This is a genomic window from Sphingobacterium chuzhouense, assembly GCF_014692525.1.
In the GTDB taxonomy this organism is placed as follows: Bacteria; Bacteroidota; Bacteroidia; order Sphingobacteriales; family Sphingobacteriaceae; genus Sphingobacterium; species Sphingobacterium chuzhouense.
This window is the reverse complement of record NZ_JACNYL010000002.1, coordinates 763,134-785,792: the sequence shown is the minus strand read 5'-3', so window position 1 is coordinate 785,792 and position 22,659 is coordinate 763,134. Positions and strand designations below refer to the sequence as shown.

The 22,659-nt window shown below is 41.1% G+C and carries 17 protein-coding genes; 2 read left to right on the top strand and 15 right to left on the bottom strand.

Annotated features, from left to right (window positions below; genetic code table 11):
- Positions 1-128: 128 nt before the first annotated feature.
- The 9 genes from asnA to H8B21_RS09705 form a co-directional block, all read right to left on the bottom strand.
- Complete coding sequence (gene asnA, locus H8B21_RS09745; protein ID WP_190313554.1) at positions 129-1,133, bottom strand: aspartate--ammonia ligase; 1,005 nt, start codon at positions 1,131-1,133, stop codon at positions 129-131.
- 172 nt (positions 1,134-1,305) lie between these two features.
- On the bottom strand, positions 1,306-1,632 hold the full coding sequence (locus tag H8B21_RS09740) for a HesB/IscA family protein (RefSeq protein WP_190314014.1): 327 nt from the start codon (positions 1,630-1,632) through the stop codon (positions 1,306-1,308).
- 113 nt (positions 1,633-1,745) lie between these two features.
- Complete coding sequence (locus H8B21_RS09735) at positions 1,746-2,918, bottom strand: cysteine desulfurase family protein (RefSeq protein WP_190313553.1); 1,173 nt, start codon at positions 2,916-2,918, stop codon at positions 1,746-1,748.
- Positions 2,919-2,962: 44 nt separating this feature from the next.
- Positions 2,963-3,109, bottom strand: a complete 147-nt coding sequence (locus tag H8B21_RS09730; RefSeq protein WP_190313552.1) for a hypothetical protein — start codon at positions 3,107-3,109, stop codon at positions 2,963-2,965.
- A gap of 83 nt (positions 3,110-3,192) precedes the next feature.
- On the bottom strand, positions 3,193-5,157 hold the full coding sequence (locus tag H8B21_RS09725) for a calcineurin-like phosphoesterase C-terminal domain-containing protein (protein WP_190313551.1): 1,965 nt from the start codon (positions 5,155-5,157) through the stop codon (positions 3,193-3,195).
- A gap of 28 nt (positions 5,158-5,185) precedes the next feature.
- Positions 5,186-6,853 carry a DUF4998 domain-containing protein gene (locus H8B21_RS09720; RefSeq protein WP_223814945.1) on the bottom strand — a complete coding sequence of 556 codons (1,668 nt, stop codon included), beginning with the start codon at positions 6,851-6,853 and terminating at the stop codon, positions 5,186-5,188.
- A gap of 51 nt (positions 6,854-6,904) precedes the next feature.
- Positions 6,905-8,173: a DUF4959 domain-containing protein gene (locus H8B21_RS09715; protein WP_190313550.1), complete on the bottom strand. Its 1,269-nt coding sequence runs from the start codon at positions 8,171-8,173 to the stop codon at positions 6,905-6,907.
- 19 nt (positions 8,174-8,192) lie between these two features.
- The gene (locus H8B21_RS09710) at positions 8,193-10,151 is read right to left on the bottom strand and encodes a RagB/SusD family nutrient uptake outer membrane protein (protein WP_190313549.1); all 1,959 of its coding nucleotides are present in this window, start codon (positions 10,149-10,151) and stop codon (positions 8,193-8,195) included.
- A 12-nt stretch (positions 10,152-10,163) separates the two neighbouring features.
- On the bottom strand, positions 10,164-13,208 hold the full coding sequence (locus H8B21_RS09705; RefSeq protein WP_190313548.1) for a SusC/RagA family TonB-linked outer membrane protein: 3,045 nt from the start codon (positions 13,206-13,208) through the stop codon (positions 10,164-10,166).
- Positions 13,209-13,741: 533 nt separating this feature from the next.
- Between H8B21_RS09705 and H8B21_RS09700 the strand changes: the two genes are divergently transcribed.
- Entirely contained in the window at positions 13,742-13,981 is a 240-nt protein-coding gene (locus H8B21_RS09700; RefSeq protein ID WP_190313547.1) for a helix-turn-helix transcriptional regulator, read from the top strand.
- A gap of 114 nt (positions 13,982-14,095) precedes the next feature.
- Here H8B21_RS09700 and glpT read toward each other — a convergent pair whose 3' ends face one another.
- The 5 genes from glpT to H8B21_RS09675 are packed head-to-tail and all read right to left on the bottom strand — an operon-like array spanning position 14,096 to position 20,313.
- Complete coding sequence (glpT, locus tag H8B21_RS09695; RefSeq protein ID WP_190313546.1) at positions 14,096-15,433, bottom strand: glycerol-3-phosphate transporter; 1,338 nt, start codon at positions 15,431-15,433, stop codon at positions 14,096-14,098.
- Positions 15,434-15,462: 29 nt separating this feature from the next.
- Positions 15,463-16,392, bottom strand: coding sequence for a glycerophosphodiester phosphodiesterase family protein (locus H8B21_RS09690; RefSeq protein WP_190313545.1), 930 nt, complete (start codon positions 16,390-16,392; stop codon positions 15,463-15,465).
- Between the two features lie 39 nt (positions 16,393-16,431).
- Positions 16,432-17,166, bottom strand: coding sequence for an MIP/aquaporin family protein (locus H8B21_RS09685; protein WP_190313544.1), 735 nt, complete (start codon positions 17,164-17,166; stop codon positions 16,432-16,434).
- Between the two features lie 24 nt (positions 17,167-17,190).
- On the bottom strand, positions 17,191-18,687 hold the full coding sequence (gene glpK, locus H8B21_RS09680) for a glycerol kinase GlpK (protein ID WP_190313543.1): 1,497 nt from the start codon (positions 18,685-18,687) through the stop codon (positions 17,191-17,193).
- Between the two features lie 21 nt (positions 18,688-18,708).
- Positions 18,709-20,313 carry a glycerol-3-phosphate dehydrogenase/oxidase gene (locus H8B21_RS09675; protein ID WP_190313542.1) on the bottom strand — a complete coding sequence of 535 codons (1,605 nt, stop codon included), beginning with the start codon at positions 20,311-20,313 and terminating at the stop codon, positions 18,709-18,711.
- 125 nt (positions 20,314-20,438) lie between these two features.
- Here H8B21_RS09675 and H8B21_RS09670 point away from each other — a divergent pair, with 125 nt between their 5' ends.
- A complete protein-coding gene (locus tag H8B21_RS09670; protein WP_190313541.1) occupies positions 20,439-21,209 on the top strand; it encodes a DeoR/GlpR family DNA-binding transcription regulator in 771 nt (256 codons plus the stop codon).
- Here H8B21_RS09670 and H8B21_RS09665 read toward each other — a convergent pair.
- Entirely contained in the window at positions 21,206-22,465 is a 1,260-nt protein-coding gene (locus H8B21_RS09665; protein WP_190313540.1) for an ROK family transcriptional regulator, read from the bottom strand. The two genes, H8B21_RS09670 and H8B21_RS09665, sit on opposite strands and share 4 nt — an antisense overlap.
- Between the last annotated feature and the right edge of the window lie 194 nt (positions 22,466-22,659).

The following is a 22,659-nucleotide window of genomic DNA, read 5'->3' as shown; positions in this document are numbered from 1 at the left end:
TTTCAATTCGTACCGCAAACCTAAATAAATTCGCCGTTATATGCAATATAACCATTTATGCATGTAAGATGAATTATTCATACGTGTTTGTTTTTAATGAAGAACCCCAAAGGGCTCATCAAAGATAATCACAGCAAATTGATATTTTGCGATGCTAATATATCTCGTTGCTCATTATCCCATATACTTACTTGTACTTCGCCGATATGTGCTTTTTTAAGCATAAACATACAAACACGCGATTGACCAATACCACCACCGATAGATGGAGGAAGCTGATTGTTTAATAACATCGTGTGAAAAGGGAGTGTCGCCCGTTCTAGACTACCTCTGAGTTCCAGTTGGTGCAATAAGGCTTTTTTATCAACCCGAATACCCATCGAGGAAAGTTCGAATGCGGCATGTAAAATAGGATTCCATACTAATATGTCACCATTTAAGCCCTTATGTCCGTTTTCATCATCAGTACTCCAGTCGTCATAGTCAGCCGCACGTCCGTCATGTGGAAATCCGTTACTAAGCTCACCTCCAATACCATAAATAAATACAGCGCCATGTTCTTTGGCAATAGCATTCTCTCGCTCCTTCGGCGTTAAATCGGGATACTTCGCTAGAAGTTCCTCGGAAGCAATGAAATGAATATCTTTAGGAAGTACAGCTTGTTTTTCCGGATACCGTTGCGCTACTTCTTGTTCTGTTTCATAAAGCGCTTGATAGATTTTTAATACCGTATTTTTTAGATAAGGCAGCGTACGATCCTCACTGTCGATGTGTTTTTCCCAGTCCCATTGATCTACATAGATGGAATGGATAGGACTATAGTCCTCATCTGGACGTAAAGCACGCATATCGGTCAATATACCTTCTCCTGACTGTATCTCCAATTCTTTTAATCGTACTCTTTTCCACTTCGCTAAGGAGTGTACGACAACCGCACGCTGTTCGTTTAATGATTTGATAGGGAACCCTACGGGGCGTTCGATGCCGTTGAGATCATCATTGATACCTGTCCCATCCAATACAACCAACGGCGAGGAAACAGGGATAAGATTTAATACCTGAATTAGTTTCTGCGAAAAAATGTCCTTAACAAACGTGATAGCTTGTTCTGTTTTTAGTAAGTTACGTCCCATAAAAATGTTAGCGCTCAAAATATCATAATCCAGTTATTAAAGATTGATATTTTTTTAAATTTTATAAGCAAAAATAAAGGTTTTATTAACAAAACAAATGATGTTTTGAAAATTTTACTAAAAAGGGAGTTGTTCAAACAACTCCCTTTTAATAATATCCTGTAGAATAGGGTTATACGGAGAAACTCTCGCCACATGCGCAAGTGCGCGATGCATTTGGATTGTGAAACTCAAAACCTTTACCTGCAAGTCCGTCCGAATAATCCAACTCCGTTCCTGCTAAATAAAGATAAGATTTTATGTCTAAACAGATTCTAATACCTTTGTCTTCACAAAACTGATCTCCCTTTTTCTCTTCATTATCAAACGATAGTTTGTAGGAAAGACCGGAACACCCACCGCTTTCTACTGCAACTCGCACAAAGTAGCTTTGGTCGTATTTTTCTTGCTGCATTATCTGCTCGATGCGTTGCTTTGCTTTATCTGTGATTGTTACCAATTCGTTCATCGTTTTTCTTTATTGAATGTACAAAAATCGTTATTCTTTTTTTTACTTCCAATTATTGGCGGTTGAGGAAATGTCAAAAAATGTAAATGCAATTGCTAAAATCATCACTGTATCAGCCCCTCTTTAAAAAGTTGCCAGATGGGAGAGGAGGAGCGGAGACGTTGAACGGCCTTGGCAAGATCGTTTATGGTCTGTTCCACATCGGCTTTTTTGGTAAATTTACTCAAGCTAAAACGGATACTAGCGTAGGCGTCATCATCGCTAACACCCATTGCTTTTAAAACATGTGATGGATCCAATAAACCGGAGGTACAGGCAGAACCCGAAGAAAGTGCAATATGTGGGAGGGCGGTCATGATCTCGGCTGCTTTAATATGTCGGAAGGCGATGAAGCTAGTGTTGTGTAATCGCGGAGCCTGTTCGCCATGAATAATAATCTCCGGGATTTGAAGCTTGATTTTTTTTTCCAGCTCATCCCGGTATTGTTCGATCTCTGGATAGGCATTTGCCATTTCCAGTGCCTTCCCACAACCTACAATATTTGGAACATTTAATGTTCCGCCACGAAAACCTTTTTCTTGCTGTCCGCCTGATATTAACGGGGGGATTTGTATCGGTTTACGTTTGCGACGTACATATAATGCGCCTATACCTTTGGGACCATGGAACTTATGTGCACTAAAGGTCAGGATGTCAATGGGTATTTGTTGTAAATCTATTTCCTGTTTGCCCACCATTTGTGTCGCATCGCAGAAAAACAGGACATCCTTTTCTCGACAAATCTGCGCTATCGCAGAGATAGGATGTACCACACCTGATTCGTTGTTTGCCGCCATGATACATACCAAAACAGTGTCCGCGCGTATGCTATCCCGAAGCATCTGTAAATCTATTGCGCCGTTATGATCGACGGGCAAATACGTTATTTCGATACCGTTCCGTTCTAATTGGGCACAAGTTGTCAAGACAGCTTTGTGTTCTGTTTGGCAAGTAATGATATGTTTTCCCTTTCGAGCATAAGCGAAGGCAATTCCTCGAAGCACCGTGTTGATACCTTCCGTTGCACCAGAGTTAAAGAAAATTTCACTCTCTTTCACCTGAAACTTCTGCGCGATTTGTTCGCGTGCCAACGCTACGGCTTGGTTGGCTTCACGCCCGATACGGTGCTGTATACTGGAGGCATTTCCATAAGACTCCTGCAAGAAAGGAAACATTGCGTCCAAGACCAGAGGGTCTATTTTAGTGGTGGCATTATTATCCAAGTATATCCATGACATCGTGTTAAAGATAAGCAAAAGGTTTGTTTCTATATAGCGAAATGTCAATCCAGCGAGCGTGTAAGGATGTAATAACGGTAAGCCAGTAGTGCTTGTTCCCATTTGCTCAATTTGCTAGGGTCTTTTCCTGATAATTTAGGCAATGCCGCTTTATTAAGTTTGTTCAAAAGACGAAAAATACTTTTTACCATGACATTCTCTGTTTGGACTATAATACATGATAAACAAACAGCCCGATAAAACGTTTTATCGGGCTGTTTGTTTTTGTTAAATGTCACGTCATTAAGTACTCTAGCTCTTTTGGTCGAATCATCGTTTGTGTATAGGTTTTCCCAAAACAGTCCGTAACTTTGATTACTAAAGTGCTGGTGGCACTAGAAGCCTTCGTTTTAAACATATGGGCTGTTTTGGCGGTTACGAAATCTGCTGTAGGGACTGCATTGACATCCAGACGCTTGGCAGAATAGGAAATGATATGCAACGGATCTTCGATATGTACTCTGGTGACGGGTAGTATGTTCCCTTCTTCTGTCACCTCCACGCTCCATTCAGTGTCATAATTCCAAACGTTGATTAGTATTTCGTTATCTGTTTTTAGATTAGCGTATCCAACAGCATATTTGTTCCACTCTATACCTGTATATTTCGGGGCAAATTTTTCTTTTGTGAGGTGAACTTTGTTTAGGTCGTACACTCTAAATTGATAGTCGGCATTTTGTCGGATGCTTTTATACGTCCATTTTAACTCTTTGTCTTCCATTTCCCATATTGCATATCCCCCTGGTGTACCATCTTTACAAATTTGGTTACCGGCATAACCAGGTCTTCCTGTCCACCACCATGTCGCACATACGGCTGCAATGTTATGTTCCATGATAGAAGATGAGTAACGGATATTGTAGTTCATATGGGTATGCCCAGTAAGCACATGTACATTATCAAAACGGCTCAAACAAGCGATAAAATCCTGAGAATTTGATAAGCGCGCCGTCCGTGTTTCATTACTGCCACTCAATCCGGGATTGGAAAAGAGCTGTATGTGCATAGCTATGATAATGGGGGTATTCTTGTCTGTTAGAGTAGCGAGATCCTTTTTCAGCCACTCCAGTTGATCAGCAACAATTGTTGCATTATAGTTTCTGTCTTTGGTATTAAGGTATTCGATATTATCAAGGACGATATAGTGTACTTTTCCGAGATTGAACGAATAATAAGTTGGGCCAATTACGTCTCTGTACCTATCCTCCGCACCCCAATCGTTGATAATGTTGGGATCATTGTCGTGGTTCCCCATTGTATTAAAAACGGGTGCATTGATTTTATTCATCTGCTGGAGATACTGTGGTAGGCCGAAATTATTGGAATACCAATAACCATCCCAGGTCATATCTCCCAAGGTTAACGCATACACTTTTGTGTCTGATTTTTTAAAGCTTTGAATAGATTGGTTTACATCTTCCAGAAACCCTTCTTGAAATTGGGCTATGTCACTATTTCGATTAGCCAGATGCATATCTCCTAGAACCATAACAACATGCTTATCGTTATTTACTGGTATTAGCTCAAAATCTACAGTTTCGACAGTAGCTGTAGACCGTGTCAATCTTTTAAAGAACTGGGGAGCGCTTTGGATGGTGGCAACTTCGTAATTTGTGGGTATGGAAACGAAAACATAATTACTTTTCTTTGTCGAAGAAAGATAATATATTCCATTTTCATCCGTTTTGGTAACTTCGAAACCATCCGATACAACCACATTAGCGAGACCTACGCCAGCAGCATGGACAGCACCCTTTATTGTCATTCCCTCTTTGTTGGGGATATTAGGATTAAAAACAAAATTTAAATCTATTCGTCCCAATGTGGCCGTTTTCGTGCCGCGTCTCACCGAAATCCTATATTCCTGTGAAGTCAGTTTTTCTGGTAATATGAAAAGAATCGTGCTCGAAGTAACACTTGTTACATCTACGATTTGCCTTTCTCTGTAATTATATAATGAATCGAAAATAATCTGATCTCCTTGTACGAAACCATTGCCTTGGATGGTAAACTCCATCTGTTTGGTGACGTCTAATCGGGAAGGTATAACAATATTCGTGATATTTAAGGATTCCGGGCTATCTCCGTCTGGATCGGAAGCAGACTTTTTACAACCAATCAAGTTCAACGTTAATCCCAAACCAGTCACTAAAGAACTGTGGATAAATACCCTTCGGGTATAAGTGTATTTCTTTTTCATTTTTTGGGTTATAAATTAGTTACGTCAACTATTGTTTCGTCAATCTAAAATTCGCAAAATAATATACGATGGGTTTCGGTACAGTAAATGTTCCACTTGGTTCTCCGCCGATATTGATCACAATCACGCGATTGTGCTTGCCAATCATGTTCGCTAGATTCACCTCCATGTCGTACCATTGTTGTAAATTAGCATCAGGTATTCTATAATCATTGGCCACTGTATTCCATAATTGCTGGCCGTATGAACTTTCGGTGGAAAAAGCCCATAGGTAATTCATAAAGCGTGGCCATAGCCTTTGGAAATTCGCTGCGAAAGTGCCATTAAAAGAAGCTTTATCCGGCGCATATACTTTGAAACGTAAGTATTTATACTCCTCCGCATTAAACTCATATTCCGGTGGTAATATAAATGCAAATGCCGAAGATCTGTCGCCGGGAACAGCTCGTATAATATTGATTAAATCAGTACCAGTGGGATAGGAACCAGGATTTTCTTCCAGTTCTATTTTCCAATTAGCAGCTTGTACGGTACCATTTATTAGGAATTTAAAAGGGATGAGCGCTTCCTGTGGAGTCTGTACCAACTCCACTTTTCCAGACTGAATATATTCGGTTAGTAGATGATCTATACCGAGCGAATGAGGGATGTATTTAACCTTCCGTACTAAATCATTCTCTAGAAGATCAATTAAAAAACGTGCGTTAACATCGGGCATATCACCTACACGTCGTACATAGGGGAGAAATTCACCGCCTCCAAGTGTAGCCACGACGCTGTTTCTATTGTAGGAAATGGTCTTCATTTCAAAGATGTCTCCTCCTGTAAGATCTATCTCCTCTAGATTGGAGAAATAAAACAAATCCTGTAGGCTACTTGTATGGACTGGAAAGACCAATTTACGTATGGTAGATACACCCTCTGCAGAAAATGTGGTAATTCCATTTGCTATTAGCACTTCTGGTTCTGCCGGTTGAAAGAGAGAACTAGCGGTCGGCATGTTGAAAACAACAGGTTGATGGAGCTCGACCGTATCTAATATCGGTTCTCCATTCACCTTAGGTACTACTCTATAATTTACATCGATGGTAATCTGTTGTCCTGGATTCAAATTGCCCGCGAATATTCGTGGATTTTCTTTTCGCTCTCCTTCACGTTTAACACCGGTGTTATCGGTGTAGGAATAGGACAGATCGTAATAGTCCAGTAAAATGGAAGACATGTTGCTGGTCCAATCTAATACAGCGGTAGTGGGGGAGGCGAGAACACGAGGAGATTGAACCGCTATGGTGCTGAGTTCACTTTGTGTATAAGGTATCAAAGCTATTTCTTGGGGAACGGATTTATTGTTGTATTCATCTTCCGTGTAAATTTTGAAACGATATAATTTAGATACTGTCAATCCTGTGATATTCACCCAAGAAACCACAGAATCGATAACGACTTTTTTATTGTCATATTCGACTACAGTCTTTTGCGCTTTCCCCATGTAAATGCGGTTTGAGGGAATTCGCCCAGCTTTCAATAGTTCGATTTCCACACGCTCATAGCCGATGTAGCCGACGATAGTGTCGTATTTAGCGGGATATATACTTTCTTGACTATATGGATCCAGGTTATCATACATGCCTTTACATGAACATAAAAGTATGCTTATGAGGAAAATCCCACTAAAGAAATAAAATAATTTTTTCATCTGTTTATTTTTTGTTTTTAATGATGCCTTTGCTGTTGAAATAATTTATTATCAATCCGTTGCCTTTCTGCCGTACAGCGTAACTTCAGATAAGCAATGTCCATCATCTAGTGTATAATTGGACGTAAAACCTTTTACGGCTTCATAGCGAAACCACCTTGTTTTTTTAGTGTATTTTGGTTCGTCCGGATACATGTAGGCTAAGTCGCCCGCTTCGCCGAGTTTGACATAATCTAGATCGCTCAATCCTTCTACTACCGGTATCTGATGTTCACTGATCAGTTGCCAATCTGCCAAATCATCATCCCAATAATACATGCGGTAATGCCCCACATTATTCGCTTTATAATATTGACCACGATTGATATTGGCTAAGCCACCGGAGTGTCGTTGAACGGTCACGATACGGCTCAATTCATAGTAGTCTCCCAAATCAATCATAAGGTTCCATGGCATATTCCCGTCTGCAATTCTGCCAGTACGTCCACGGGTATTTGTGTGCATAAAATTGAGATTGTCACCCCTATCGATTATACCGTCTATCACATTACGGGTTCTACCTTCCAGTCCGTCACCAAATACCATGGGGACACCTCCAATGGAATCATTTGCATTGGGGAGTGTCCAACCAGCTTTTGGAATTTCCATATCTTCCAACAACGAGATCTCTCCTTTGTCAATTTGGTCGGTCATATTGCCATAGACGTCTTCAACCCTTACCTTGACCTTGATCTTCTCGTCTGATTTTAAATATAGATCGTTAATAAATCGACGATCCTTTTCCAGATTGGAAGAAAATACGGATGTCAATGTCCTATTTCGACCGCTTTCATTAAATTCAAAGTCGACATATACATTGATATTTTGTTTTAGTTCATTTTCCCAATCCACGAAGAAAGAACTAAACCCACTTTTTACTTCCATCGTATTCGCCACACGTAAATAGGCGGGCTCAAGAGGTTCTATTTCTACTTCGACGGGTTTTGATCTATTGCCCGCACGGTCTACCGCAAACAACCGGATAGTATGGAGGTCTGTATCAGGCAAACCGTAAACATCTAAGGAATCAACAAAATAAGATGCCGAAAATTTAAAAACCTGATTTTTAGTATTTGTAAATTCAGCTTCTACGCTGAGTAGGTCTTCATCGTCAGGGAGCATATAAAAAAAACGAGCTCCTCCATACAAAGGTTTGTAAGACTTCAAAAAAGGCTGACCAGGAGGCGTGGTGTCGTTTTTGTTTATATCAAACCGTTCCATTTCCTTACACGAGAAAACTATGAGAACTGAAACGAAAGCATATATTACTGTATATTTCATGTCTATTTTTTTAGAAAAATTACCAACCGGGGTTTTGAATCAATTTACTGTTCGTATTCATCTCATTGAGATCTATCGGCCATAAATAGTCTGTAATGGTAAATCGTCGTTGCTGTTTTACTTCCTGAACGAAGAATGTACTGGCCGTTGTACCCGTATGAGTCCACCCCCAAACAGGTGAAGAAAAACGCTGTGATGCATACTTGTAGCGCCACATATCCCAAAAATGAATTCCTTCGAATGCGAATTCTATCGAACGTTCCTCCAGAATGATGTCCCGTAAACCCTCTTTTGTTAGATGTTTATTAACCGTGCGTGTAAGACTTGGATCCGACCAAACGACTTCTACGTCTGGTATACCGGCGCGCCGTCTTATTTTATTTATATCTTCGTATACCTCGGCGCTGGGTCCATAGTATTCGTTCATAGCCTCGGCACGCATTAGATATAGATCTGCCAAACGTATAATAGGGTAGGGGAATTTAATAGTTCGTTGCCAACCGCCCGATTGGGATTCAGGATGCACGACTTTCTGAATCCCAATACCGGTTGCCAAAAAATCTGTGGCGTTGATAGAGGAGTTAAACCCACCATCCGAATTAGCAAAAAACATAGTGTTAATGCGTACCGCATGCGCTCTCCAATAGCCGCCAGTTATACCTAAATTAGCGTAGAAACGAGGTTCCCGATTAAGATAAAGGTTGATTGTTTCTGCCCCCGGCTGCATATAACCGTAGAGTTCTTTGTAATTTTCATCCATTACACCTGGAGTCTCGACAATTTCATGACGCATATTCATGTCATAAGAAAGATCTTCCTCCAAGGGCAAACCGTTTTTTGTATAATAGCGCTCTGCCATTTTGTATGTGGCACCTAGCCATTGATAGGAGAAACTTGCATTATTCCTTACCCCATCTCCATACCCTTCGGGTAGACGAATATTTGCTCCAGAAGAAAGTCCGCCATCGGCGTAATAATCGATATTGGAATAAGCCCACACCAATTCTCTATTCCACGGATCACATAGTAGCATACGAAGATCGTACAACGTCTGCATTTTTTCGGGATTCTCTTCAAAAGCTTCTCTATCGTATAGAAAAGGTTCGCTTTCAAATCGGTATAACTGCACACCGTTAGCCTCCGCAATTTGAATAGCTTCATTAATGGCATCTAATGTTACTTTCCATTTTTCGCGGTTTTCTTCCAACGGGAAGAACGGTTCGCCCTCTGCATTATAGAAATCTCCAAAAAACTCCCTGTTTCCGTTAAAAAACGGACTGGCGCGATAAAGTAATATTCGAGCTTTGATGGCTTTGGCTGCTAGCTGGTCTACTTGTCCGAGATCGTTTTCATTTACCCGTTCTTTGAGGTGAGGCATCGCCTCATCAATAAGTGACAAAATAAAATTGAATGAATCCTCTACTTTCGCGCGGGGCAGAAAAAGTTCTTCTTTGGTAGATTCGGGAGTTACCATTTTTTCAGGTAGGATAATAGGGCCATATTGGCGAATTAGTAAAAAGCAGTAATAAGCTTTCATAAACTTCACCTGAGCGGACCAATTGTCCTTTTCGTTTTGAGACATATCTCTTACCTTGTCGATGTTCTGTAAGAAGACATCTGCTTGTCTCAAACCTTGATAGAGCGGTTTTCCACCTTGTGTACCAGACCAAAGACCTAGCTGCGGGGATGTCTGAGACTGCAACCCTCTCATGATACGCAACGCCCTCAAATGATTCAGATTATTGTCTAAATCCAATCTTCCTAACCATTCATCGCCTAGTGTCCAAGAGGTCAAGTGTATCTTGTCATCCTGTGGCATATAACTGTATACTTTAGCGAGAGCATTCCAGGCATCTTCCCTAAGGTCGAAGATATTCTCGAGCTTAAGTGTATTATCAGGCACGACGTCCAAGTATTTAGTACAGCCCGTTATAGAGAAGAAAAGACTGCTGACGAGAAAAATATTCTTAAATTTCATAATTTATAGCAATTAAAACATTAATTGAATACCTACATTAAACCTTCTATTGGGTGGATAACCTAAACCATTTCTTCCCATTTCAGGATCCCACAACTTAAAAGTGCTGAAAACCAATGGATTTTCTGTGCTGAAATATATCCTTGATCCCTTTCTAAACCCTATGCTTTCTAGGTTTCTGGGACTATAGCCGAGTTCTACCGATTTTAAACGCATAAAGCCTCCGTTTCTCAACCACCACGAGGATTGCTGGACATTGTTATTTATTGCTTCGGTAGAAAGGCGGGGCCAAAAAGCATGAATGTTTGGGTTGGTTTCGCTCCAGTAATCCTCCGCAATGATGGATAGTGCGTTACGACGGTTTACAAAGGGTGCAATGCCGGAATCGCCCGCATTGATAAAGAAAGAAGTATTTGCATTACCTTGGAAAAAGAAAGAGAAATCTATTGCCTTATAACCCATAGATGCGCCAAAGCCATATTGTATTTCTGGAACTGTTGGATATCCGAGAGCAACTCGGTCATTGCTATTGATAACGCCGTCTCCATTTATATCTTTATACTTAATATCGCCGGCCATATATTCTCCAAAATCCTGGTGAGGTGAATTTTCAATTTCATGTTGATCTACGAACAATCGTTCGGCGACCAGTCCCCATTGTTGATTGATATTATGGCCTAGTCGCTTCAGGTATTGGTCTGGATAGTCCCGCTCATCTAATTCGACGAATTTGTTGACCGCGTATGTGAAATTGCCGCGTAATGATAACCAGAAATCAAGTCCAACATATTTTTGAAATTCGATGGAACCATCAAATCCTTGGGAGGTTACCTTGCCGACATTCCCACTAATGCTGGCCTCCAAACCAGCCGAGGAGGGGAAGTTCTGTCTGGTCATATAAATTTTACTTCGGTAGTCCCGAAAAAAATCACCTTGTATTTTCAATGCACTGTTAAAGAAACCCGATTCGAAACCTAGATTCCACTTCTCGGATTGTTCCCAAGTGATGTCAGGATTGGCGTAGCGGTTTACCGTATAGCCATTATATGAATTCATAAAGGAGGCTCCCCAACGGTATTGTCCTCCTCCAAGATCGATATCGGATAAATAGAAAAACCGACCCGCTCTTCCTGCAATTGCGTCGTTACCAACCAAACCCCAAGTAGCTCGTAGTTTGAACATATTCACGACTGATTCAATGGGTTTCCAAAACTTTTGATTTGATATCATCCAGCCTAAACCGAAAGAAGGGAAAAAACCATAACGCATATTACCCGTAAATTTTTCTGAACCATTGTATCCATAAGCAAATTCCGCAAAATAAGTGTCATCAAAACCATATGAAAACCTGCCCGAATTGCCCATATTACGCTCGGGCAAAGTTTCATAAATGGAAACACTGTTGCCACCCGTGAGGAGTTTTTCCTCCATCATGCCTACCGTCATTGCCGACAGTGTATGCTTACCAAACATACGGTCCCAGTTGACTCTCGCTTCAAAATAAAAGTGGCCGTTTGCATCCCGTATCGGGATTACGTTGCCCAGATAGGGTTGCCCCGACGTTGGGTTTAGAACCATCAACTTATATTCTTCGGTAATTTGGTTATACGATTCCACATCATAATAGTAAGGGTTGTAACTCCTTCGACTCGCGTACCTGCTCCAGGTGTTGGCGGACGCTTTACCTTGAAATTTCAAGCCTTCCGTGATAAAATCAAGGTCTTGTGACAATGTCGCCTGTGCAATTATGGTGGTTTCATTACGATCTTCATAGCCACGGACCATTTGCGCATAGGGGTTCGGCATCAAAGACGCCCCGCTGCTAAAACTGTTACCGAAAAGAATATGCTCGGTATATAGATTCGCTTCATCAGGCTCATATACAGCAGGGAAATCTACAGGGTTGATATTCATAACCATATTAAAAATACTTGTTGCTGAAGCATACGGGCCGTTATAACGTTCAAATCTACTCTGCATACGTGTATCCAATTTCGTTGTAGGTGTTAATTTAAATAAGACATTACTGCGGATATTGTATCGACTTATATCGATATTGTTATTAAAATTGTTTTTCTTATCCACTTTCAATAACCCCGACTCTTTGTCAACTCCGACAGCTACATAATAGGTAGCTACTTGCCCACCGCCCGAGAGGTTAATGTTTGCTTTTTTATTATTGGTGGATCTGTTGAATAATTCGCTGTACCAGTCGGTGTTTGGGTAAATCATGGGATTTTCTCCGTTTTGGGTAGATTGGATCTTTTGCTCACTGTAATAATTTCCCAATAAAGGATTACGATTGATACGCGCCGAATTATAGAGACGCATGTAATCCACCCCGTCTAGCATCTGAACCATAGACACAGGAGTTGTGACGTTGACATCTAATCTAGCACTCACTTGGACTGGGCCCTCTTTCCCTGCTTTTGTATTAACCATGATAATGCCATTAGCACCTCTTGCCCCATATAGAACTGTAGCAGAGGCATCCTTAAGAATACTGAACGATTCGATGTCATCTGGTTGCAATCTGGCGAGGTTATCGGTTGTTGATTCAAAACCGTCAATCAAAATAAGAGGGGATGACTGATAGCCAAAGGTTGTTACGCCGCGTACGAAAAATTGAGCGTTATCTGCGCCCGGTTCACCCGACGGAGAAAAAGAAATAAGTCCCGGTATACGGCCAGCAAAAGCGGATGTGAGATTCGAAGAGGGAACTTGTAGATCACGGGCATTTACGGTCGTAACCGCACCGACGATACTTGATTTTTTCTGCGTACCAAAAGCTACAACAGTAACTTCATCGATCGTGGACTCGTCTTCTTCCAGCTGGATTTCGATGACGTTTCGGTCGTCCACTGGTTCCTTATACGGCTTGTATCCTACAAAGGTAAAATCTAAAGTATCTTTCTGCACGACGGTGATGGAGAAGCCTCCGTTGTTATCGGTGGAAGCAGTGATACCTCCCTTTCGGGCAAGAATGCTCACACCTTCTAATACTTTTCCCGTCTTGACATCTTTCACAATGCCTGAGATAGTTTTTGTCTGAGCCATTAAACTTGTAGGAGACAGGCAGACACAAATACAGATTGATATCAAATAACTGTAGATCTGATTCATATTGGTTGTTATTTTGAAATATTATTTTTTTCTTAATAAATTAATATAATTTAATTTAGGTTATTATTTAGTTGTTTTTAGAAATGTTAGGTAAAAAAATTCTCGCCCTAATCGAATTTTCTCGTAGAGTATAACTAGATTGCGAAATAAAATCTTAGAATTAGGCAATACATTCCCAAAAGCAACTTTCAGGTTGCTATCGGTATTCGTCAAAGCAAATCAATGATAACTTATAATAAAGGTTATTACCGGTTCCAATTGAATTCCGGTGGAGAGTTTATATTTTTAAGAATACCTCTGAAAAAATAAATTATAGGGTTTGAATTACAGTTAGTTAACATCGTTAATTGAGATTTATCGTTAAGTGATCAGTAACAGTTTGTGTTCTTATTCAAAGATAAAATAAAACTATTAACCAAACAAATTTGTTTGGTTGTTTTTTTAAAATTATTTCGTGCTTAGTAAAAATGGATACAGATTTGTATAGTTTTAAGATCAATCTCGGGAAACGGATAAAGGCACTTCGCGAAGAACGTGGCCTTACTCAACCCGTATTAGGGGCTCTTATTGACAAGGATTATCAAGTACTTGGTCGGATTGAAAATGGAAGAGTTAATCCTTCTTCGTTTTTGGTGTACCAAATAGCCTCCGCATTAAAGGTCACTATGAGTGAAATTTTCGATTTTTCGAAGCTCTCCGATTCATAGAAAATATTCTGTGCTCCGTGGATTCCGAGTAATAATTTTGACGAAAAATATAAACAAACAGCCCGATAAAACGTTTTATCGGGATGTTTGTTTTGGAATATGTTTTATACGTTATTATCGCTGTAGAAGAACCTTCTCCCTGTTCCAGGTAAAGGCGGTAAACAAAATCGCCAGTCCGCAGGATAATAATACGATTTCAAAGCTGGCGTTCCACCCACTGTGGTCTACGACAGCACCAAGAGCTGCATTAGCCAACAGGTCGCCGATAAAATAGCCGAACAATCCTGTTAATCCTGCGGCGGTACCTGCCGCCTTTTTAGGTACTAAGTCCAGTGCCTGTACCCCAATGAGCATAACCGGTCCGTATATCAGAAAGCCGATAGCCCATAGTGAACCATTTACGAGCCAAGCCGTTTCTCCAGGCGTTATCCAATAAACGAATACCGCCAGGAAAGTAATCGTCATATAAATAATCGTGACAGGCGCGCGACGTCCTTTGAAAATCTTATCGCTCATTAATCCGCAAAGAATAGTGCCTGGGATAGCTGCCAGTTCGTAGATGGAAGCGGACCACGTAGCTTCGGATGCGGTAAAATGTTTGGCCTCCTGCAAATAGGTAGGTGCCCAATTGATAATTCCGTTGCGGACTAAATAGACAAAAGCATTGGCGATGGCGATAAACCATAACATTTTGTTGTTAAAGACATATTTAAAAAAGATATCCTTCGCACTAAATTCTTTTTCCTGCGATTTGTCATACGTTTTGGGGTAATCCTTGTTATGTTCCTCAATAGGGGGGAGACCGCAGGATTGGGGAGTGTCGCGCACTAACAATATTGATATGAGAGCAACGAGTATTGCCGCTAAACCCGGAAAATAAAGACGGGCTTGCCAATCCATAAATAATTCGACACCCAGAATAGCCAAGGGCCCCACTAAAAAACCACCTACATTGTGTGCCAGATTCCAGATAGACATGGCCGTACCGCGCTCCTTGATGGAATACCAGTGCACCACCACGCGGCCGCAGGCAGGCCAACCCATACCTTGTACCCAACCATTGACAAACAGCAGGGCAAATATGATTCCTATAGACGATGTCGCGAAAGGCGAGAAGCCCATAAAAATCATGGTCAAAGCCGAAAGAATCAATCCGGTTGCCAGGAAATATCGAGCATTGCTTCGGTCAGAAACATTACCCATAAGAAATTTGCTCAGACCATAAGCGATCGATATGGCAGACATCGCAAAACCCAGTTCAGCTTTGCTATAACCCAAGGAATCCTGTAAATCCTTGACGGCAAATGAAAAATTCTTACGAACGAAATAATAAGCAGCATACCCAATAAATATACCGATGAAAACTTGCAGACGTAACCTCTTGTATTCGGCATCTATTTTATCTGCCGGTAATTGGGGTTTATGTGCTGCTGGTTTGAAAATATTAAACATAATTAATTTTGATAAGGTGGTGGGCGTATTTAAAACAAATTAGGATAATCGCTAATAATGCCGTCCACTTGGAGGGTCTCCAATTTTTCTATTTCTTTTTTGTCATTTACCGTCCAGGGAACGACTTTGATGCCGGCTTCGTGCGCTGCTTTGACAAAATGATCGTTTACGAGTGAATAATGAGGGCTAATAATAAATGGGGTAAAACCGAGATCATTGATCAGTTCAGCTATGGATTTCTTATTATTACCGCTAATAAGATAAGAAGTTTTTATCTGTGGATAAACTTTGTTTATATATTGAATGGTGCGTTTGTCAAATGATTGTATTACTGTTCGCGAAGATATTCCCTTGTCTATAACAACTTGCAAGACCAAATCAGAAAACTCTTGCGGTCCGGGGTGATATTTGTTGTCTTTTCCCGCTTGGCTTTTTGTCTCTATATTATAGAACATTGGGCTTTCTCTCTTTTCTTTAGCATAAGCTTCAGCTGCGTCGATAAGTTCAGAAAGTAGAGTTATTGATGTTTTGACTTTCTTTTGTTCCGGAAAATCTTCGTAAAACTTACTGCCAATATCAAATTTTGCCAAATCAGCATAATTATAATCGTATATGACCCCTTTATTGTCTTTTCCAGTAAGGGGCTTACCGTCTGTATATTGAACAAATTTTGGGTTCAAAGAATCGTCATGGTATACAATTACTTTTTTGTCTTTGGTGATATGACAATCCATTTCTAAAGTTGTAATCTTAGGAAGGTCAATCGCTGTTTTCATGGCACCAATAGAATTTTCCGGATAAAGACCACGTGCACCCCGATGTCCCTCATAAGAGAAAGCAGGGAATGTGTTACTATCTAGTTTTTGTTTATTCACAGAAGACAAACTCCCACAAGCACTAAATAAAATAATTGAGCCTATAGCTATGGTTGTCTTAAAATGTTGTTTTTTTATATTCATTTCTGAGAAATCTTAAGATGGATATAGGTATGTTGCATATTAATAGATAGCAACATACATGGTGGAGGCTATCAGCGCACCTATAATAGGACCAACGATGGGCACCCAAGCGTACGGGGCATCAAAAGATGCTTTGTTTCGGATAGGTAGCATAGCATGCATGATACGTGGACCCAAATCGCGGGCTGGATTTATCGCGTAGCCCGTAGTGCCACCTAACGAAAGACCAATAACCCATACTAGAAAAGCAACTGGGATAGCACCTATGGAGCCTAAACCGATAGGAGTGCTTTCATCTGCTCCTCCGAGCGATGCATCCGTGAAATGCAAAATCGTAAATATAAGAACGAACGTACCTACAATTTCACTGATAAGGTTGATGGGCAGGTTTCGGATTGCCGGGGCGGTACAGAATACCGCCTGCTTTGCCCCTGCATCGTCTGTTTGGGAGAAATGGTCTTTATACACTACCCATACGACAAAAGCACCCATCATCGCTCCGAGGAGCTGTGCCGCCATATAAGATAAAGAAGTCATTAAATCCAGTTTGCCGAGGGCAAGGTTTGCGATGGTAACTGCCCAATTCAGGTGTGCGCCACTATAAGGGCCTGCAATAGTCACTCCTACAAATACGGCCATTGCCCAAGCTGTTGTGATAACTATCCATCCGCTGTTATTGCCTTTTGTGTCTTTCAACACGACATTAGCTACAACGCCTCCACCCAATAAAATCATGGATGCTGTACCAATCAACTCTGCCAAAAAAGGTGTCATAATTATGAGATTAAAATCAATGTCTTATTTATAGTCTGCCCAGAATTTTACGGTATCTGTAGCTCTTTTCCACTCTTGAAGTAGCGGTTGATATTTCTTTTTCGTATCGGCGACAAATGTCCTCTCCTCTTGCCATAACGATTGCAATTGGTCTATATCTTTCCAGAAACCAACCGCTAACCCTGCCAGAAATGCTGCTCCCATGGCGGTTGTTTCTGTGATGGCCGGACGAATGACATTTGTTTTTAAAATGTCGGCTTGAAACTGCATGAGGAAACTGTTTTGTGTGGCACCGCCATCTACCCGAAGTTCACGGATTTTCGATTTAGAATCCAATTCCATCGCTTTCAGTATATCGTAGGTTTGATAAGCAATGCTTTCCAATGCAGCTCGTGCAATATGGGCATCATTTGAACCACGAGATAATCCAAGAAGTGTTCCTCTTGCATCGGGATTCCAATGAGGCGCACCTAAGCCTGAAAACGCGGGAACTAAGTATACGCCATCTGTACTCTCTACGCTCATGGCCAGTTGCTCGACTTCACTTGCTTTTTTGATGATACCCAATTCATCGCGTAGCCATTGAACAACAGCTCCTCCGATGAAAATACTTCCCTCTAATGCATAGTTGACTTCTTTACCAATTTTCCACGCGATCGTTGTTACAAGTTTATGCGTGGAAATAACCGGTTTTTTACCGATATTCATCAGCAAGAAGCAGCCCGTTCCGTATGTGTTTTTTGCCATGCCTTTTTGCGTGCACAATTGGCCAAACAAAGCTGCTTGTTGATCGCCAGCGATACCGGCAATAGGAATCGGCCGGGCACCTAAAGTTGTACTTGTTTCTCCATATACTTCAGAACTATCACATACGGTGGGCAACATGGATGCAGGAATGTCAAAGATATCTAAAAGCTCCTCGTCCCACGCTAACGTATGGATGTTGAAGAGCAGCGTACGCGATGCATTGGTGACATCTGTAATGTGCTTCCCTCCATCGGTTAGGTTATAGACGAGCCAGGAATCTATTGTGCCAAAAGCCAATTCACCCTTTTCGGCTAATTTACGAGCTCCTTTAACATGCGCAAGAATCCAGTTGATTTTGGACGCCGAAAAATAAGCATCGATTAAGAGACCGGTTTTCTCTTGTATAGTTTTAGCCAATCCCTTTTCCACAATAGATTGGCAGTAAGCGGCGGTACGTCTATCTTGCCAAACAATAGCGTTGTGTATAGGTTCACCTGTTTTTCGGTTCCAAACAACCGTGGTCTCACGTTGATTCGTAATACCTATGGCTTTGATGGACTCCAATTTTATTTTTGCTTTCGCAATAACTTCCGTTAATACACTAAGCTGTGATGACCATATTTCCTGCGCATCGTGTTCAACCCAACCCGACTGTGGAAATATCTGTGTAAACTCCTTTTGGGCAATGTTTTCAATTTCACCTTTCTTATTGAAAAGGATCGCCCTGGAACTTGTCGTACCTTGGTCTAGCGCTAAAATAAATTCTTTCTTCATTCGAATAACATGTTTAAGGCTTTATCCCAACGTGGGATTGCTATGGTTGCTTATTTCGGGACACAATGTATAATTTTTTACTAAGAGTTCATAATCTGCGAGCTCTCTATTTATCCATTCTTCGTCTTTATCTAATTGTTCTGCCATGATTTTAGCGACCAACGGAGCAGCTTCTAAGGAAGCCTGGGCATCCAATAGTAACAATCGAATCCGTCTGGCAAGAAAATCTTCCACTTTCACGATCATTTCATTTTTACAGGCCCAAATAACCTCAGCCACTGTAAAATCATGATCCTTATGGATTTTTTCGGCAAGGGACGGGTTATTGTCCATCAATTTTTGAATAGCCAGCATATCGGAGCCGTACACTTGCCAGTGTCCCGGATGTTTGTCTTTCGTATATCCATGTAGTGGAAGATGATCGGTCTTACAAGGGCTTTCCGGAAGATTTCCCGTTTTAATTGCTAAATCAACAGTTTCTTCTCCCATTTTCCGATACGTTGTCCATTTACCCCCGGTGATGGTGATAAGCCCCGAATCGCTTTTGATCAGCTTATGATCTCTGGAAATTTCTTTCGTACTGTTGCTATCGCCGTTTGTAGGTGCAGCAAGCGGTCGTAAGCCAGCAAATACACTGCGTATATCTGCACGGGTAGGGGCATTTTCCAAATATTCGTCTGCCGTAGTAAGGATAAATTCAATTTCTTCTTCCAGCGGCCGGGGTTCAATTTGATGCTCGTTTAGCGGGGTATCTGTTGTGCCCAATAAAACTTTTCCATGCCATGGGACACCGAAAAGAACGCGTCCATCGCTTGTTTCCGGTATCATAAGGGCATCCTGATTGCCCAAAAACTTTTGATCAATAACAATATGCGCGCCTTGGCTAGGGCGTACTAAGTTTTTATGTGTAGGTGTATCCAGTTTGAGGATATCGTCTACAAAAATTCCCGTGGCGTTGATGACCGCCTTAGCCTGCACGTCATATATTGTCCCGCTTTCCTTGTCCACAAAAGAAAGCCCATTTACTGTTCCGTTGCCGTCTTTCCGAATGGCTGTTGCCTCCGCATAATTGAGTGTGACGGCGCCGTATTCCGTGGCTGTTTGCGCGAGGTTTATCGCCAAGCGCGCGTCATCAAATTGCCCATCAAAATATTGTATACCACCGCGCAACCCACCGGTTTTTACTTTAGGGAGCTTTTCTACTACTTCCTTTTTACTTAACAGGGAGGATTTACCAATACGTAGGCTGCCGGCCATCCAATCGTACAGTTTAAGGCCGATCAGGAATTTTAATTTGCTGAATACGCTATAAGACGGGATAACAAAGCTTTGTACAAAAGAAACGTGAGGTGCGTTCTGGAAAATCAGACCACGCTCTTTGAGTGCCGAATACACCAGTTTAACATCGCCATTGGCTAGATAACGTACACCTCCGTGCACTAATTTAGTGCTCTTGCTTGACGTACCTTTAGCAAAGTCATACTTTTCTATTAAAAGCGTTTTGTAACCTCGAGCAGCAGCATCTACTGCAATGCCCAACCCGGTTGCTCCACCACCAATGATGGCAATATCCCATGCGCTATCGTTTTTTACTTTTTTTATAGCTTCGGTTCGTGTGAAAATCATTTTGGTTCGTTTCGTTGATATCTTTCTGTGTTGTAAAATTAGTAAAAAACGTAAACAAACGAAACTTTTTGAAATTTTTTTAATATTTTGATTTGCGATTCGGATGGAATGCGTATCTTGGAGCTATGAATAACGTTGAACGCCATCAATTTATAATTAAACAGATTGAAAAAAATGGCCATGTTTCTGTAGTTGATCTATGTGAAGAACTGAAAGTCTCTTCTGTTACTATCCGTAAAGATTTACAATTTTTAGAAGATGAAGGCATGGTGTTTCGCACCCACGGCGGGGCAACCAATGTGAACCCGTATCAAAAAGACCGTTCTATAAATGAAAAGGCGCTTTTACATTCAGATGCTAAGAAATGTATAGGATTAGCGGCGGCTAAATTGGTGGAACCGAACGATTCCATTATTATCGCTTCTGGTACAACGATGCAATATTTTGCTATGGAGATCGTGCCGCAAGAGCGGCTAACGGTCATCACCTCCGCTATTAACGTAACGATGGAACTCATTAAGCATGAAAGTGTAGATATCATTCAATTGGGTGGACCCGTAAGAAAGACATCCTCGTCTATTACCGGACGTTATGCGGAAGATTTATTAGGTGACTTTTTTTGCTCTAAGTTATTCCTTGGTGTCGACGGTATTGATGCAGAATTTGGAATTACCACAACAAATGCGCAAGAAGCCCTTTTGAATCGTAGGATGATGGAATCTGCCCATAAGGTCATTGTTTTGGCAGACGCTTCTAAATTTGATAGAAAGAGTTTGGGCAAGATTTCTTCGCTTTCCAAAGTAGATATGATTATCAGCGATAGTATACCCACCAAATACCAACAATTGTGTGACAATCTAGGGATTGAATATAAAACATGTGGAGGACAAACTTAGATATTTGCTTTCCTTATCTGTGATTCCAGTATGCTGTCGATGACAATGCTGATATTTCCCATTAAACTTGCATCGCGCCGTAGTTCCGAAAGCGTGACTTTCGTGTCTTCTCGAATCTTCGCCATGCTATACGTGTTGATCGATTGGATAATGGGAATGGTAATGTACTGCTTGGCCTCTGCAATTTTCCCGCCAAGTATAATTACTTCGGGATTGAACAGTTGTATCAGGGTGGCAATACCTTTACCCAAGCTGTTTCCTAGTTTGGACAACATGCTTATCGCAAATTGGTCGCCCTGATTAGCGGCTTCGATAACGATATGCGGCTCTATTTCATTGATTTCTTGTCCAGATAAGCGGTTTAGTAGAGAGTGCTGTCCCGACTTGATGCCTTCTTTTACCATTCTGGCAAGGGCAATTCCGGAAGCTACAGTCTCCAGACAGCCTCGCTTGCCGCAGTAGCACAAGGCGCCGTCATCTACAAAAGGCATGTGGCCGATCTCACCGGAAAATCCTTTGGCTCCCTTTCTAACTTTTCCATCCATGATAATGCCCAAGCCAATTCCCCAATCCAATAAGACGACCAGTGCGTCTTTTCGGTCTTTGGCCAATCCGTGACGAGATTCGGCAATGGTAGCCGATTTGACGTCATTTTCAATAAATACCGGATAGGGAAACATCTGTTCGAGATTCTCTTTCAAGTTAAAATTTCCTTCCGAAAGATAGGTGTAATTGATGTATTCCTCACTACTGATCAAGCCAGGCATACTCATTCCGATACCAAGTATTTTGCTGGTATCAATGTCCGAATCCTGGATCAGTGCGTCAATAAAGTCTCGAATCGTATTTAGGACGGATATATCTTTAGAAATGGAAAGCGGTAGTTGTCTAATGCCGCTAACATTATTGTTGTTGTTGTCAAAAATGGCTGCCCGCACATGGAACCGCTCCATGTCTATGCTCACGACATAGTAAGAACCATCCTTCAATCCATAGAGATCCGGTTTTCTTCCGCCGACAGATACACCTTTCCCTTTTTTTTCTATCAGACCAAGATCGGTAAGCTCCGCCACCAGAGTTTGGCACGTGGGATGGCTTATACCAAGTTTCGTAAATAGTTCTAGTATGGAGGACGGGCCATTTTCGTATAACTGTTTTATCAAATTAATTTTTTGAGTATATTTTTTCCGGTCAACATTCCCCATGTCAACAATGTCTTGATCAATAGTACCAAGTATAGGGTCGGCTAGTGGCATTTGATATAATTAAAAGCTGTTATTCTTTGAAATTTTTAATAAAGATAATTTTTATTTTTAAATTTTATATTAATCAGGTAACTTTTTTGAAAAAAATAATTTATGTTTTTGTTTTAGTGGAAAAAATAGTATAATTTGGCTTAAGAAATAGGTTGGGAGGGTAAAGGAGTTGTCGTTGATATCGAAGTAATGAA